Genomic DNA, 14273 nt, shown 5'->3' on the forward strand with positions numbered 1-14273 from the left:
CGCCGTCCGTGCCGATTTATTCTCCCATCTGGCAACGATGGAGAAAGCAGGCTTGCCGGTGGCGCAGGCTTTTTTATAGCTACGGCTGGCAAAATCCGCTCAGCCTCGGGTGGATGAGGCGCGCAAGTGGCTGGGGCGGGGCAAGGATGTGGCGGCGGCGGGAAGGATGGCGGGCTTATTTAGTGATCTGGAAGCAGATTTGCTGCATGCGGCGCTCAGCGCGGGCAGCCCGGCGCTGACTTACTTTCGCCTTGCAGAGCGCTATACGCTGAAGGCCAGATTAAGCCGGCAGATGCGCTCCAAATTGCTGCTGCCCATCGTGGTGTTTGTGCTGGTTTATCTGTACGGCAGGTGGAAGAGACGCAGCGGGAAAGTCTTATTCAATGGGCTTAGGGGGAGAGGGTAGCGGAAAGTGGGGGGGAATGCAGCAGGTGCAGGTTTGTGACTAGGGCTATTTTTTTGAAAAACCCATATGATTGAGTTATTTTTGTTAACTGTGTTTGGCTGCTAAAAAATAAGGATAAAGGAGTAATAAATGTATTTACTATCCCGCACAAATAAAAAATATATTTTATTGGTTTCAATGTTTTTGCTCTCAGTCAGTGCGTCTGCAAGCCGCGTTACTCAGGCAGAAACAGTTTGTTTAAAGCCTGGCCAGATGAGCATTAATGGTGTGAGTCTGCTGGAAAAAAGTGATGTAGTATTTAAAAAAATGGGCCAGCCAGAAGACGTTAAGCGTTATAAATATCATTCTGATGGTAATGCGGGCTCTTATTTTCTTAAAGATTTAATATATCAAGATTTGATTTTTACTATTGTCGATGAAAAAAAACGGGTAAATCAAATTGAGCGAATGATTTTATCAGGCCCAAAATATAAACTGGGAGCTGAATTTTATATTGATCAGAAAAAATCAGAAATAATGACTTTGCTGGGTATAAAATCCGAGAAAGAAGTCATGAGCCTTACTGAGAGGGATTTATTCTTAAGTGGTAAAGCAGCAAAGCTATCTGCCGCGAGTAAAAAGAGCTGGGCATTAAGCCAATGTGGAGATGAAACTGGCTCGATTAATGCCGAGTTTTATTTCGATATCAGTAATAAATTATCGCAGGTGAAAATATTCTTAGATGATCGTTTTATTTAAAAATGATTAAATGGATCCATAGTGAATACGTTCGTATTTTCTTCATGCAGTAAGGGTGTCGTCCGGCCAAAGCCTATCCGCTTAGGGGAAGGCCGGGCGATTGGCTCTGTATAAATGAGGGAGGCTAGCAGTCGTTTGTTTGAAATGCTGCTGCGTCACATAAATATAAAAAGTGAAACTACCGCTAATTTTCACAGCAAAGTCGCCAAGTGCTTGCCAAGAATCATGTGTGGTTTGCTGATGCTGTGAATGGCTTATGGCATGGTGGTTGGAAGCGGTACACCTCAGACGCCTTCTGATTTGTAAGTAAAAATGAGAGTGGTTAAGCTGATAAATAGATTTTTAGCATTGCATTGAAAGTTGTTATTGACATGCTTGTAAGTAAATGAGTATGATCCCCAGTCTTGATGGAGAGTTGGCCGAGTGGTCGAAGGCACTCCCCTGCTAAGGGAGCATACGGGCAAAACCTGTATCGAGGGTTCGAATCCCTTGCTCTCCGCCAGTACATTGACTTCCAAATGGCTATCTAGCAAATGGAAGTTGCCTGAAGCCCCGCCCCGTGCGGGGTTTTTTGCTTTGGGCTCTTGACTGGGGCATTCCCGGGGCAGGCCAAAAAGTGGTCTCAAAGCCGTTTTGTTTTAGAACCTTCTGACTTTTATGGGTACGGTACGAAGTGAATTTTGTGTGAACCGAAGGGATTACTGCGATTCAATTTGTGCCCTCCAAACCGATGCCAGGTCAGTTTGATTGAAAGGCTTGAGTCTTCTGAATTACCTTTTTGATCAATCTGGCGGAACTGCCGCGCCAGATTACCGCTTTTGCCCGAAGCCTTGTCTTTCTCCAGTAAATTCACCAGATCCACAGCATTGAAGCCTCTCACCCGTTTTTCCTTGTGAATTGCAGCAACACCCGGTGCTGCGGCGAGGTGCGTTTTTGCTGTGCCGGTGCCGCCAACCAGAATCAGGTTGTGTGCATTTTCTATAAATGCGCCGATGGCTAGCTACTTAATTCGCGCAGCAGCCAATGGACTTTCTGCCTGGTTATAAAGCCCAGCAAATCACGGTGAATCCGGAAACGAGCCGCCTTCAGTTGGTCGTGCAAACTGCGCACTGCCTACGATTCTGCGAAGCAGATTGACCCCTTTCGTACAAAATCCGGTACACCATAAAGAAAAATCCTCGTATAGGCGAGGCTAAGCCTTTGATTTTATTGGTCGGAATGAAAGGATTCAAATCTTCGACTCATTGTACCCCATTCACGAGTTAAAATGCATGTAACCTATTGATTTAATTAAAAAAAGTAAAATACCTTCTAATATAAAAACCTGATTTTGCCCTGATTTAGGCCGATTTTGCTCAAATTCACCCCTTTTTTAATTAGAAAAATGGCTCCTTATCAACTGAATACCTAATACAGCATAAATAAAGCTTCATGTAATATCAAAAATCACCTCTAAACCCTTGGTTTATGATGACTTTTGATCTCCTTGCCTCTTTCGCCGCTGCCTTTAATCAAGATCAGCGCCTTATCTCTCTTCAGCTTGGCGATGGTGCGGCATGGGGCGAACAGCTATTACCCCAGCGTGTAACAGGCAGCGAGGGGATCAATCGAGCTTATTGCTATCAGATAGACTGCCTCTCCCCCGATGGCGCTTTAGAACTCAAATCGCTATTAGGCTTGCCGGTGGTATTGGCAATTGAAAACGCCAATGCTGATGCAATTGAGCGTTGCGGAGTGATTAGCAAGGCACAGCTTTTAGGATCTGACGGGGGCTTTGCAAAGTACGCACTGACGGTAGAGCCACCTTTTGCCCTGCTTAGATATCGGCGCACTTCCCGGGTATTTCAGGATCTATCTGTCGTCGATATTGTGAAACAGGTACTGGCTGAACATCAGGCCAAAAATCCCGTGTTTGCCTCAGTGCAAACGCTGGATTTCAAACTATCGGGCGATTACCCGCCGCGCTCTTACTGCCTGCAGTACCGCGAAGACGATTACGCCTTGTTATGCCGCTTAATGAAAGAAAGTGGTTTGGCTTGGCGATTTGAGCATTTGGCGGGTGATTCCCCGCAAGTGCAACTCGTGGTTTTTGATGATGTATTTTCTATCCCCGAAGCATTGGAGCCCATCGCCCGCTTTCACCGCTCCGATGCAACAGAAGAGAGCGATTCACTGACCCAATGGCGCAGCCAGCGGCAAATCGGCAGCAGCTCTGTTTCTCTTGCCAGCTTCGACTACAAAGCTACGCTCACCCACCATAGCCTGGATGAAAGCGCGATTGATCAGGGCGAAGGCGGGCAGCAAATCCAATCAACTCTGGAATACTACGACCCGCAAACACATTACTACGCCAGCGACTTAGACCAGCTTAACCAAGATGCAAAGCTACGCCAGGATGCAATGGATGCGCAAAAGAAATCATTTACCGGCTCAGGCACGTTACGCAGCCTACAGGCCGGGCAATGGTTCCGTCTGGAAGATCACCCGGCCCACGAATGGGATAGTCCCGAGCAGCGCGAATTTGCCATCACCGAGCTTAAATTCACAGCAAACAATAACTTGCCAGCAGATTTAACCCAGCAACTTAGCTTAGTTGCACCCAGCCTGCTTACCGCTTCAGCCCAAGATAACGCGCCTTATCAAGCGGACTTTACCGCCCAAAGACGCGGCCAGCCGGTGCTCAGCCATTTGGGCGGGCAAGAATTTACCAAACCTACCAGCCTGGGCGTACAAACAGCCACCGTAGTTGGCCCCGCCGGATCTGAGGTGCATACCGACGAATATGGGCGAATTAAGGTGCAGCTACACTGGCAACGCGCCAGCGAGCACCCCGAATTTGGCGCTAATCTGGACGATAAATCCTCTTGCTGGATTCGTGTTGCCTATCCATCAGCGGGCGCAAGCTGGGGTCACCAATTCATCCCCCGTATCGGCCAGGAAGTACTGGTCGATTTTATTGAAGGCGACATCGACCGCCCGATTGTGACGGGTGTTGCCTATAACGGCAGTCATCCAGTACCCGCGTTTAGCGGTGCTGGCGCTCTGCCTGCCAATAAAACCCTATCCGGCATTAAAACCAAAGAGCATGAAGGTGGCCAGTATGGCGAGCTGCTGTTTGATGATACCAAAGGCGAAGTTCGCACTAAATTATCGAGCGAGCACGGCAAAACCCAGCTTAACCTTGGCTACTTAATCCATCCACGCACCGATGGCAAAGGCGAGCCACGCGGCGAAGGCTTTGAATTACGTAGCGACAAACAAGGTGCCATTCGCGCCAGCGGCTTGCTGATCAGCACCGAAGCCAAAAGTGGTGCCAGCGGCAAGCAGCTAGACCACAGCCCCGCCCAAAGCCAGCTGGAATCAGCTTTAGCGTTGGCCCAAAGCCTGGGTGAAACAGCAACGAATCAGCTTGCCGATACGATTGAAACCGGTGATGGTGATCAAACCGTTAAGCCCGACAACAGCCCCGGCGACAAAGCCAGCCACGGCCACCTTTACCACCACGTGCACGCCAGCAAAAGTTTTGAAGCGGGCAGCAACACGGATAAAGACGGCAAGAGCAAATCCCAAGGTCAGGCAGGCCAGCAAAAAATCATCCTGCTGCATGGCGAGGACGGCGTCGCCATCACCAGCCCACAAAGTCAGACAATCAGTGCAGGCACAAACTTAGACCTTGTTGCCCAGCGCGACACAAACCAAACCTCTGGCCGCCGCTGGATACATAACGTGGGCCAGCATATCAGCCTGTTTGTAGCAGGGGTAAAAGACAAAGTTGCACTTAAGCTCATTGCAGCCAAGGGCAAAATACAGATGCAAGCACAAAGCGATGACGTTGAAATCACCGCAGACAAAAATGTAAAAATCACTGCCTGCAAAGAAAAAGTAGAAATCGCCGCTGGGGATGAAGTGCTCCTCACCGCAGGTGGCGGCTATATACGGCTAAAAGGTGGCAATATTGAAATCCATTGCCCGGGGAAAGTGAGTATTAAGGGCGCGAGCCATGAGATCAGCGGCGGCACAAGCCTTGGGAAAACATTTAATGAAATGCCTACATCCAAATTCAATGACAAATTTTTATTAAGAGATCAAGCTACAGGTGAAGCACTAGCCAATAGAAAGTATATGATTCAGCGAGGGTTTGGAGAAAAGGAATACGGGATCAGTGATGCAGATGGCTATACCCATGAAATTAAAAACCCTGATTCAACGGAAGAAATTGAGATTCATCTAAAGGACTAGCCTATTTTTGGCATGACCATCTATTTTATATTAAATAAAAATAAGAAATATGGAGATTGTAAAAATGAAGGATAGCGCTAGCAATTTAAGCTTGGTTGCAAAACGAACATTGACGACAGATGGCAATAATAAAATTAAAGTAGTAGAAGTACAACGCTATATCGTTACTATTTATGTAGCAGCACCTGGTACACCTTTAGTTGATAAAAAATTAAAACCAGTGGGGACCTCGTTGCCAGGACATTTGTATTACAGTGTATTCGATTTTAAACCAGAATCTAAATCACTAAGCTTTGGGTTTGCCCCAATAATAAGTGGCCAAATTATAGGGGTAGGTGCGGTTCATGATGATGATGAGATTCACTATGTAAATCCATATTACGCACGTACTTTAGAAATAACAAAAAGGCAATATGATGCTTTAAGGGAATTCGGAAAGGATCCCGTTGTTTTTGGTTTCTCACTAAAATACGAACATGCAAAAAATAATTGTGTGGATTTTGTTTGGAATGCTTTACGTCATGCAGGCTTAAAGTCGACATTATCCTATGCCAAAATGATGGATTTTGTAGGTTTAGATCATGAGGGTGATTTAAAACCAATAGATAATGTAGATGCTATAAAGTCAATAAAAGCACCGTTTGAAAAAAGCAATCTCAATAAGGAAAAAAATAACCCGCTACCTAAAAATAGAAATATGTTGCAAAAGTTATTGAGTGAAAATAATGATAAAAATAATCAGCAAAGGCATGTTTAAATTAAGGATTTTTTATGAATATTAGGCAAATAATTCTACTCGCTTTTAGTGTTTTTCTTAGCACTCTAAGTGGTTGTGCACCTAGCCCCGAACCGAAGCCTCCATTATCCACGCCTATTAAATTTGATAAAGCAGGTCAAAAAGCTTTTATTGATTTTTGGGCCACCCCTTCGGATAGCTCCGAAAGGAATGTATTGATGCTTGGAGTGTCTTTCGTTGGAAAAAATACAGACGTTGATACTGATATATTTAGGGATATTACTCCCCTTGTAAAAATAAAAGTGACACGGTTGAGCGGTGCAGCAAGTGATGGTATTCATTTGAGCTATTATAGTGCTTCTTCTTCTGATGATGAAATTGCAACGGGAACTAGCACACGTTGGATTACTGCTTATGGTGATTATTTTGCACACCATGATTACTATTTAGCATCGATTGATCGCAAGAATTCTGGATTATTTCGTGCAGAAATAGAGGTACTCCAAGATAATCCCGCATTTAATAATTTGGATTTCAATTTTACTGTGGCTTATCGCCTTTATTACGGGAAGTGAATTATTTAATGACAAAGCGATATTTAATTTTCTGCTTTGCAAATCACTGTAAATTTTATCTTATGTCAAATGTAAGGCCTGCCCCCATGCTTTTGCACTCACGGGGACGGGCTAAAGCCCGCCCCTTAACCAAACGTTGGTCCCGCACGGAGGATCCGGTCATGCGGCAAATTTTGGCGGCACTAGCAAGTTTTAGTTTTTGCACTGTCCTTTTAGTTGGTACGTTTTACCTTGAGCATGAGCTTGGACGCCTTAACCTAGGGCCATTTTCTACACAGTGGGCACTCGTGGGCGCAATACTTGGGCTGTGGCCTCAGATTGTTCTCAGCATTGTTGGATTCACTTGCTTACATGTCCGCAATAAGCGGCGGTTCTCACAGTACCTAAAGGCCGGCTTAGTGGTGGGTTTATTAAGCCTTTTGCTCCTCTCACTTGAACATGGTGAGTGGCTAGGCCTAGATCTGGCTTCGATCATCGCGGCTAACTCAATCATCGGCTCAACCTTGTACTGGGCACTCGGGATTCGTGGAGCGGGCCCTAACATTTGCTCTGACCCCAGTTATTTATTGCCCCAGCGCGTAGCAGATAATCACCCAGCCCTGCAAAAACCCCGCAGAATAAATAATTAAATAAGGCAGCTAATACATCCATGGAAACATCCATCCTCACCCAGATTATTACCGCTTCATCAGTATTATTTGGTGTCGCACTGACTTCGTTTGCTCTGTCGCGTACTCAACGGAGAAATCAACAGTTTCAGTACTCCCTTGAAACAGAAAGACATGCACGTGAAGAAATCAAAAGCGAAAGGGTGCTCGCACTTGACCGGCTCGCAACGGCTCATCGACAGTTAAGCGTTATTGGCCGAGAGTTTTCCATTACAAATCTCGACATTATTTGGCGCGCAAAGATGAAAGACCTTGAATACGACCAACGATACTTGAATGTGTGCCAAGAAGTTGATGAATTGCGCCTCATCGCTGACCTATATGAAACATCAATAGGCAAAGATGTCGAACATATCTACGGCCAGATGAACATATTTTGGGGAAGCTTTAAGAACGTGCTTCGCTTAACGGCACTAGGGGAAAACGTAGCATCTAATATATCAGGCTTGGACAAAGCTCACGCCGCCGCTCGAGAAATTGAAAATAAATCAGCCTTGATCAAGCACCAACTAACAGAACTAGCGAAACAGTATTAAGTAGGAGTCTGAAACAACACAAAAACAGGGGGTAACTTTCAGGTGAAACCGTAAAAATAGCGGTAAATAGGGGCAATCTTGAGGTGATTATTTTATGTGCAACAATCGGCAAGAAATCCGCAAATAGTGCAAGCTTTTATAGAAGCATTTTTTACTATTCAAGGCCATATTTGGCGGGGCTTGAGCCTTCATCATGCAAGTGCATAAAAAGTAATGGGTTAAGTGCCCGGGCGTGGCGGGGTCACGAGGGCGCGCGCCGGGGGCTGGTGGCAGATTTTCCTCAAAATCCAGGCGTAAAAAAGCCCGCACTTGCGGGCTTGCTTCTTACTTGGGTTTGTTTACGACAACACGTAAGGATTGAAGCGAATCACCTCCACCCCCAGCCAGTCATTTAACTCTTTCATGCGCTCCTGCAAGGGCTCAATCTCGTTATAAGCAAACACCGTGGCAGCCTTCTCTACATCACCTAAACCGCCAGTATTGTTTGGAATAATCCCCATCAGTTGCGCCGGTACACGGTGGGCGCTCAGCTGATCGTCACGGGTTACGTTCTTGATATTCCAGAAGTCATCCTTCGCCGCCACTTCTGAGATGGGCAAGATCTGCATGCCGTCTTTCTTGCCACCAGGCGCGTACACCATCAGATTTTTAAAATTGCCCGGGCCTTTACTGCCTTGTAGTGCGGTGCGCAAATCATCGATATAGCTTTCATTTTGGGCTGCGTCCGTCATGTACAGAATAAAACCGGCATGGCTAGCCGCGTCACGCATAGCCTGACCGATAGTGGCTACACCACGGCTTTGGAGTTGGAAGTAAAAGCAAGTGAGGTGGAAGGGTAAGTTTTATACTTGAATGAAGTTTAAGCGCATGCTATACATGTATAGCAGTATTTTAAGGAGACCGCCCATGTTAGCAATTCGCTTACCGGCTGAAATTGAAAACCGCTTAGACGTCTTGGCCAAGTCGACAGGCAGAACTAAAACTTTTTATGCAAAAGAAGCAATTCTTCAGCACTTGGATGATCTAGAAGATCTATACCTAGCCGAACAACGCTTAAAAGATATTCAAGAAGGACGGACTAAAACCATTCCCCTTGAAGAAGTCATGATGAACTATGGCTTGGAAGGTTGAGTTTGCCCCCGCTGCCGTGCGGGAACTTGGCAAACTAGATCAACAAATTGCACGTCGAATTCTAAAGTTTCTATTTGAACGAGTAGAGCGACACTAGACAATCCTCGCAGTATTGGAGAAGCACTTAAAGGCTCTCAATTAGGGGAGTTCTGGAAGTACCGTGTGGGTGATTACCGACTTATCAGCAGCATAGAAGATGGGGCCTTACGCATCCTCGTTGTGAAAATAGGTAATCGACGAGAAGCGTACAAATAGCTTTAGATCAAACCAAGCCCCTTTAAAATAAAGGGTTTTTTTTATGCATGTAACTTACGCCGCTGCATAGCTCAATTCTCCGGCCATACCACAGCTTTGGAATTAGAAGTGAAGGCTAGTTAGGTGGGCGATTAAACTCGATTGGCTCAACTGGCGAAAATATCCCCGCACAGTTTTCTAATTGTTTTCGTGAAGGAAGGTAATCTATACCAATAGTAAACCCAAGCAAAAATACCAACACTAAGCACACCACATAAAGTAGCCATTTTGAAGTGGTAATCCCCCCATTTTTAATCGGGGTTAAAAGTAGAGCTAAGCAGCAAGTGCCAGTTTTTGTTTCAGCGTAATGCCACCCAAGGCCATATTCGGTCTTTTATTATTGTAAGTCCACAGCCAACTCGTGCCAAACTCTTGTACTTCGGCGATTGAATCAAATAAGTATTGATTTAGCCAGTCATATCCACAGTACGGTTGTAGCGTTCAACGTACGCATTCTGTTGGGGGTTACCCGGTTGGATGTGCTCCAGCCGAATATCTCGCCTGGCCGCCCAATTGAGTAAGGTTCGCTGATGTACTCTGGGCTATTATCGCTACGAATGGCTTTCGGTTTACCTTGCCATTCAATGATTTGCTCTAACACACGGACCACACGCTCTGCAGGTAAGGACAGATCAATTTCCATTGCCAAACCCTCATGATTAAAGTCGTCAATGACGTTCAATAAACGGTAGCTACGCCATCCGCCAGCTGGTCATGCATAAAATCCATCGACCAGCATTCGTTGATATGCTCCGGTACGGGGCCAGTGGCTCAGGCTTGGCGCGAATCAAGCGCTTATGCGGTTTGATTCGCAGATTGAGCGCCAATTGTCGGTAAATCCGATATACACGCTTGTGATTCCAGCGATGGCCTTTCACATTCCGCAAATACAAATAGCACAAACCAAAACCCCAGTTTCGCTGATTTTGTGTCAACGTAATCAACTGATCGGCGATCTGCCGGTTGACGCTCGATTGTTGGCTGACATAGCGATAACAAGTTTGGCTGATGCCAAACGCCAAGCAGGCCACCTTTATGATTGCGCGTTGTTCTTTAACCACTCGCCGTGCCATCTCGCGCCGTCGAGATGGCGTTACCACTTTTTTTCGAGCGCTTCCCGGACGATTTCAGCCTTCAGGCGCTCTTCGGCATACATTTTTTTGAGGCGACGATTTTCGTCTTCCAGCTCTTTAAGGCGCGCCATCATGGAGGCGTCCATGCCTCCAAATTTCGCGCGCCATTTATAAAAAGTAGCCGAGCTAAAGCTATGTTCGCGACAGAGCTCAGCGACAGGACTGCCGCCTTCGGCTTGCTTAAGGATGGTAATGATTTGGCTATCGGTAAAACGGGATGATTTCATGTAAAACTTCCTCAAATTCATTACGAGAAAATTCTACTTAAAACGACGATTATTTGGCGGGGGGATTACCGTTTTGAGCGTGCTTAAATATACCGCTCGAAAGCTTCAGAAAAAACAGCCCTTGTTGATAAAGGTTTTTTTTCGCCGATGCTATTTGGCCGCCGCCCGCCGCCCGCCGCCCGCCGCCCGCCGCCAGCAATTGCCAAATGCTTTGTATATGTGGCTACTCACTGAATTAAAATGGGTTTTTCTTTGTGAAGCTCCGTGCTCTCTGTGGTTTAAGATCCGGGTTTTACTGTGTAATATCAGATTCTCATCAATAAACAGGCTGATCTGCCTGCCTTACCCCGCTATTAAACCTAAAACGAGTGATTGGGGGACTTATGACGACATCTTTTGATTTTAATCGTGCGCCGTTTAATAGCCTGAATACGGCCGAGTGTGATCGCATCACTGCCGCTCTGGATGTGGCTTATTACTCTGCGGGATCCGTGATTCAGCAGGAGGGCGAGGTGGTGGATGCCTTACTGGTGGTGATGAAAGGGCTGGTCAGGGAGGCGGGCGAGGCTAGTTTTTATGGCTGTTTTGATGTGCTCGATAGTAAATCGCTACTCAATGGTAAGGCTTGCTGCACTTTGCATGCGCATGAAGACACGCTGCTTTGGTATATCCGCCGTGATGTCGTGATGAAAGTGAGCGATGGTAATAGCCAGTTTGCGGCATTTTTTTATGCTGATGTGGCGCGTAAACTGGCAGCGCTGGGCCGCCCGGTGCAAGAGCTGCAGCCAAGGGTGGGTGATGCGGTATTGCATATGCCTTGCTGGCTGGCAGAAAGCGCCACAGTGATGGATGCGGCGCGGCTTATGAAACGCGCGCACAGCCGTGCGGTGCTGGTACGGGAAACTTCGGGCATGGGGATTTTTACTCAGAGTGATTTACGCAATGTGGTGGTAGATGGGCTGGATGCAAATTGTGAGGCGATTTACCGCCATCTAAAGCGCCCGCTTATTTGTGTAAAATGTGATGACGATTTACACCATGCCATGTTGCTGATGATGCGTCATTCGGTGCAAAGGCTGATTGTGCTGGAGGGTGACGAGGTTTGCGGCGTGCTGGAGCAGGTCGAGCTGATGTCGGCCTTTTTTAATAACACAAATAATCCCCGTGGCATTACCGCGCAAATTGGCCGTGCCAATTGTCCTGATGAGCTTATGGCGGCGGTCAAAAGCACCCAGCAATTAATACGTACACTGCATAGTAATGGCATGAAAATTACTCTGCTGGCCGAGCTGGTGGGTGAGATTCGTCAGCGTTTATTCAGCAGGTTGTTTACGCTACTGGCCCCGCCGGAGATGTTGCAGCATGTGTGTCTGCTGGTTTTAGGCTCGGAAGGGCGTGGCGAGCAGATATTAAATACCGATCAGGATAATGCGCTGATTATTGAAGACGGCTATCAGCACCCGGATTTAGAGCGCGTCTGTGAGCAATTTAATCAACAGCTCATTACCTTTGGCTATCCGCCCTGCCCCGGTCTGGTCATGGTTTCTAATCCACAATGGCGGCAAAGTGTGACGGGCTATAAGCGGCAGATGAATATCTGGAGCAGCAGTGCCAGCAGTGAAAACGTCATGCAAATGGCGATCTGGCTGGATGCACGACCTGTTTGCGGGCAGGTGGCTTTGTTTGAGGGTCTGCGCCATTATTTGCAGCAGGATTTAGGCGATAACGCCGCGTTTTTATCCCGTTTTGCGCTTCCGGTGGAGCAATTTGCCCCGCCAATTAATCTGTTTTCCAGGCTGATTGCGACTTCCGGGCCGGATAAGCACGCGCTCGATATCAAAAAAGGTGGCATTTTTCCTGTGGTACATGGCCTGCGCAGCCTTGGGCTGGAATATGGAGTGGACGATTGCAATAGTTATCAGCGTATCCAGCGCTTAAGTGAGATGGGGCATCTAAGCGAGGGCTTTGGCCTTGATCTGGCTGAATCTCTTGCGTTTTTACAAGGCTTGCAACTTAAAGCCGGGCTAGTGAATCAGGCGATGGATAAGCCGGTTGATCATCTGATTGATCCGGCTGCTTTAACCACGCTGGAGCGTGAGCTACTGAAAGACACACTCTTGGTCGTCAGGCAATTTCGCCAGCTGATCAGCCACCATTTTAAGCTGGGTATGTTGTGAGCTGGAGTTATTGGCATCGCTGGCGCAGATCGCGCAGCCTGGCTTTGGCAAATCCTCAGTTTGCATACCTATGGGATGAGCCTTGCACTGATGAATATGTAAGCCTTGATTGTGAAATGAGCTGCCTCGACCCAAAGCAGGCGGAGATCTTAAGCATTGCCGCGATCAGAATTAAAGGCGCGCGGATTATTGTTTCAGAGCATCTTAAATTACTGGTGAAACCCGCAGGGCAGATCGATCCGGCCAGTATTGCAGTACATGGCCTGCGTGCGCAGGATGTGCAAAATGGTATGGCAATAGAGACAGCGCTGGCCGAGCTGCTGCACTTTATCGGGCCACGGCCTTTGGTGGGCTATTACTTGGAGTTTGACCTGGCGGTGCTTAACCGCCTGCTAAAACCGTTGCTGGGCGTGGCTTTGCCCAATGCAGCGATTGAGGTTTCGGCGCTGTTTTATGATCAAATGGTGACAGCACATCGCCCCGATGTGGATTTAAGTCTGAGCCATATTCTGCAAACACTGAATCTGCCGGATTTGCCCCGGCATGATCCGCTGAACGATGCACTTCTGGCTGCGATGGTGTTTTTAAAGCTGCGCTGCCAGCCCTCTCTCATACCTTAATAGCCTGCCTTTATAAGCACGGCCGTCATGCAGGGGCGTGTTGATCAGTGTTTCACGTAGGCTAAATCCATGCCCTGCCATCTGCCGGTTAAAGGCGCTTCGATTACCCCGGTTGGGATCAATAATCAGCACTTCGGCATGGGCGGCGGAATGGCGGCTGATAAAAGCAGAGAGTGCGACGGGTTGGTTACGCTCATACAGCACATCGCTGCCGATGATTAGATCAAACTGGCCCAGCCCGGTATTGGTTCGCTCCCAGTTGCCGGTACTGTATTTCAGCCCGGGCAGGGTATTGAGCTGCAAGTTTGCTTTAAGAAAGGTTTCGGTCAGGGGGTGACAATCACTGGCGGTGATATTGCCATTTCTTCGGTGCACGACCATGCTTGCCAGTGCCAGCCCGCAGCCAATTTCTAAAATTCGCCGTTCGCCTAAAACATAAACCTGCATTAAATCAGCCAGCTTTTGTGCCGATGGCCATATTTGCCCGAACAGCGGCCAGCAAGCGGGCGAGATACCGGCATTTTCTGCTTCGCCCAGGGGATCAAAGTATTGTTGAATATCGAGCAGCGAGCGGATGTTTAAATCCAGACCGCCAGCAACGGCGACCTCCTGAGTTTTGATCTGGTAGCCAAGCGGAGTATGGGGCATGAAAGCCTTGTGTAGATGCGGCGTAGGATACTTTTCGAACCGACGCAACGCTTCCTTAGAAGGGCTTTGCAAGAAAGATTAGAATTCGGCGGGGCAGAAGTTAGAAGGGCATTGATGCTAACACTCATTTTATGAAGAGGGGCGT

17 protein-coding genes, 1 tRNA gene and 1 pseudogene are annotated in these 14273 nt (G+C 47.4%); 11 read left to right on the top strand and 8 right to left on the bottom strand.

Going from position 1 to position 14273, the window contains the following annotated elements; genetic code table 11:
• Positions 1 to 109 precede the first annotated feature (109 nt).
• The 3 genes from EJO50_RS16815 to EJO50_RS16825 all read left to right on the top strand — a co-directional run bounded on the left by EJO50_RS16815 (position 110) and on the right by EJO50_RS16825 (position 1646).
• Positions 110 to 406, top strand: a complete 297-nt coding sequence (locus EJO50_RS16815; RefSeq protein ID WP_164521547.1) for a type II secretion system F family protein — start codon at positions 110 to 112, stop codon at positions 404 to 406.
• A gap of 129 nt (positions 407 to 535) precedes the next feature.
• Positions 536 to 1144 carry a hypothetical protein gene (locus EJO50_RS16820; RefSeq protein ID WP_125976111.1) on the top strand — a complete coding sequence of 203 codons (609 nt, stop codon included), beginning with the start codon at positions 536 to 538 and terminating at the stop codon, positions 1142 to 1144.
• Positions 1145 to 1553: 409 nt separating this feature from the next.
• Positions 1554 to 1646, top strand: a tRNA-Ser gene (locus EJO50_RS16825).
• A gap of 153 nt (positions 1647 to 1799) precedes the next feature.
• Here the strand turns inward: EJO50_RS16825 and EJO50_RS16830 are convergent.
• A complete protein-coding gene (locus EJO50_RS16830; protein WP_206434542.1) occupies positions 1800 to 2138 on the bottom strand; it encodes an ATP-binding protein in 339 nt (112 codons plus the stop codon).
• Between the two features lie 473 nt (positions 2139 to 2611).
• Here EJO50_RS16830 and EJO50_RS16835 point away from each other — a divergent pair, with 473 nt between their 5' ends.
• The 4 genes from EJO50_RS16835 to EJO50_RS16850 all read left to right on the top strand — a co-directional run bounded on the left by EJO50_RS16835 (position 2612) and on the right by EJO50_RS16850 (position 7898).
• Positions 2612 to 5383, top strand: coding sequence for a type VI secretion system Vgr family protein (locus tag EJO50_RS16835; RefSeq protein ID WP_373280520.1), 2772 nt, complete (start codon positions 2612 to 2614; stop codon positions 5381 to 5383).
• Positions 5384 to 5447: 64 nt separating this feature from the next.
• Positions 5448 to 6140: a hypothetical protein gene (locus EJO50_RS16840; protein ID WP_125976113.1), complete on the top strand. Its 693-nt coding sequence runs from the start codon at positions 5448 to 5450 to the stop codon at positions 6138 to 6140.
• 14 nt (positions 6141 to 6154) lie between these two features.
• Entirely contained in the window at positions 6155 to 6694 is a 540-nt protein-coding gene (locus EJO50_RS16845; RefSeq protein WP_125976115.1) for a hypothetical protein, read from the top strand.
• A 649-nt stretch (positions 6695 to 7343) separates the two neighbouring features.
• Complete coding sequence (locus EJO50_RS16850) at positions 7344 to 7898, top strand: hypothetical protein (RefSeq protein ID WP_125976117.1); 555 nt, start codon at positions 7344 to 7346, stop codon at positions 7896 to 7898.
• A gap of 338 nt (positions 7899 to 8236) precedes the next feature.
• On the opposite strand, the gene EJO50_RS16855 is transcribed toward EJO50_RS16850, so the two are convergent.
• A complete protein-coding gene (locus EJO50_RS16855; protein WP_206434416.1) occupies positions 8237 to 8629 on the bottom strand; it encodes a phage portal family protein in 393 nt (130 codons plus the stop codon).
• 175 nt (positions 8630 to 8804) lie between these two features.
• On the opposite strand from EJO50_RS16855, the gene relB reads away from it, so the two are divergent.
• On the top strand, positions 8805 to 9029 hold the full coding sequence (gene relB, locus EJO50_RS16860; RefSeq protein WP_125976119.1) for a type II toxin-antitoxin system RelB family antitoxin: 225 nt from the start codon (positions 8805 to 8807) through the stop codon (positions 9027 to 9029).
• Positions 9030 to 9140: 111 nt separating this feature from the next.
• The gene (locus EJO50_RS17800; protein WP_206434543.1) at positions 9141 to 9284 is read left to right on the top strand and encodes a type II toxin-antitoxin system RelE family toxin; all 144 of its coding nucleotides are present in this window, start codon (positions 9141 to 9143) and stop codon (positions 9282 to 9284) included.
• A gap of 312 nt (positions 9285 to 9596) precedes the next feature.
• Here EJO50_RS17800 and EJO50_RS17805 read toward each other — a convergent pair whose 3' ends face one another.
• The 5 genes and pseudogenes from EJO50_RS17805 to EJO50_RS17825 all read right to left on the bottom strand — a co-directional run bounded on the left by EJO50_RS17805 (position 9597) and on the right by EJO50_RS17825 (position 10683).
• A complete protein-coding gene (locus EJO50_RS17805; protein WP_373280536.1) occupies positions 9597 to 9710 on the bottom strand; it encodes an integrase core domain-containing protein in 114 nt (37 codons plus the stop codon).
• A 20-nt stretch (positions 9711 to 9730) separates the two neighbouring features.
• A complete protein-coding gene (locus EJO50_RS17810) occupies positions 9731 to 9817 on the bottom strand; it encodes an integrase core domain-containing protein (protein WP_373280537.1) in 87 nt (28 codons plus the stop codon).
• 26 nt (positions 9818 to 9843) lie between these two features.
• Positions 9844 to 10005, bottom strand: a pseudogene (locus tag EJO50_RS17815) (DDE-type integrase/transposase/recombinase); the annotation flags it as partial.
• Between the two features lie 10 nt (positions 10006 to 10015).
• Positions 10016 to 10384, bottom strand: coding sequence for a hypothetical protein (locus EJO50_RS17820; RefSeq protein WP_373280521.1), 369 nt, complete (start codon positions 10382 to 10384; stop codon positions 10016 to 10018).
• A gap of 32 nt (positions 10385 to 10416) precedes the next feature.
• On the bottom strand, positions 10417 to 10683 hold the full coding sequence (locus EJO50_RS17825) for a transposase (protein WP_164521483.1): 267 nt from the start codon (positions 10681 to 10683) through the stop codon (positions 10417 to 10419).
• Between the two features lie 383 nt (positions 10684 to 11066).
• Between EJO50_RS17825 and EJO50_RS16875 the strand changes: the two genes are divergently transcribed.
• Positions 11067 to 12860, top strand: a complete 1794-nt coding sequence (locus EJO50_RS16875) for a DUF294 nucleotidyltransferase-like domain-containing protein (RefSeq protein WP_125976121.1) — start codon at positions 11067 to 11069, stop codon at positions 12858 to 12860.
• Positions 12857 to 13480 carry a 3'-5' exonuclease gene (locus EJO50_RS16880; protein ID WP_125976123.1) on the top strand — a complete coding sequence of 208 codons (624 nt, stop codon included), beginning with the start codon at positions 12857 to 12859 and terminating at the stop codon, positions 13478 to 13480. The genes EJO50_RS16875 and EJO50_RS16880 overlap by 4 nt, the downstream gene beginning before the upstream one ends.
• Here the strand turns inward: EJO50_RS16880 and EJO50_RS16885 are convergent.
• Entirely contained in the window at positions 13445 to 14128 is a 684-nt protein-coding gene (locus EJO50_RS16885; protein WP_125976125.1) for a class I SAM-dependent methyltransferase, read from the bottom strand. The genes EJO50_RS16880 and EJO50_RS16885 overlap by 36 nt on opposite strands.
• Positions 14129 to 14273: the final 145 nt, after the last annotated feature.

It is taken from the genome of Iodobacter ciconiae, assembly GCF_003952345.1.
Lineage (GTDB): Bacteria > Pseudomonadota > Gammaproteobacteria > Burkholderiales > Chitinibacteraceae > Iodobacter > Iodobacter ciconiae.

Excerpts from the sequence above, each read along its gene's own strand:
- EJO50_RS16820 (WP_125976111.1), top strand. The coding sequence starts at position 536 with ATGTATTTACTATCCCGCACAAATAAAAAATATATTTTATTGGTTTCA.
- EJO50_RS16835 (WP_373280520.1), top strand. The coding sequence starts at position 2,612 with ATGATGACTTTTGATCTCCTTGCCTCTTTCGCCGCTGCCTTTAATCAA.
- EJO50_RS16840 (WP_125976113.1), top strand. The coding sequence starts at position 5,448 with ATGAAGGATAGCGCTAGCAATTTAAGCTTGGTTGCAAAACGAACATTG.
- EJO50_RS16845 (WP_125976115.1), top strand. The coding sequence starts at position 6,155 with ATGAATATTAGGCAAATAATTCTACTCGCTTTTAGTGTTTTTCTTAGC.
- EJO50_RS16850 (WP_125976117.1), top strand. The coding sequence starts at position 7,344 with ATGGAAACATCCATCCTCACCCAGATTATTACCGCTTCATCAGTATTA.
- EJO50_RS16855 (WP_206434416.1), bottom strand. The coding sequence starts at position 8,629 with ATGACGGACGCAGCCCAAAATGAAAGCTATATCGATGATTTGCGCACC.
- relB (WP_125976119.1), top strand. The coding sequence starts at position 8,805 with ATGTTAGCAATTCGCTTACCGGCTGAAATTGAAAACCGCTTAGACGTC.
- EJO50_RS17825 (WP_164521483.1), bottom strand. The coding sequence starts at position 10,683 with ATGAAATCATCCCGTTTTACCGATAGCCAAATCATTACCATCCTTAAG.
- EJO50_RS16875 (WP_125976121.1), top strand. The coding sequence starts at position 11,067 with ATGACGACATCTTTTGATTTTAATCGTGCGCCGTTTAATAGCCTGAAT.
- EJO50_RS16885 (WP_125976125.1), bottom strand. The coding sequence starts at position 14,128 with ATGCCCCATACTCCGCTTGGCTACCAGATCAAAACTCAGGAGGTCGCC.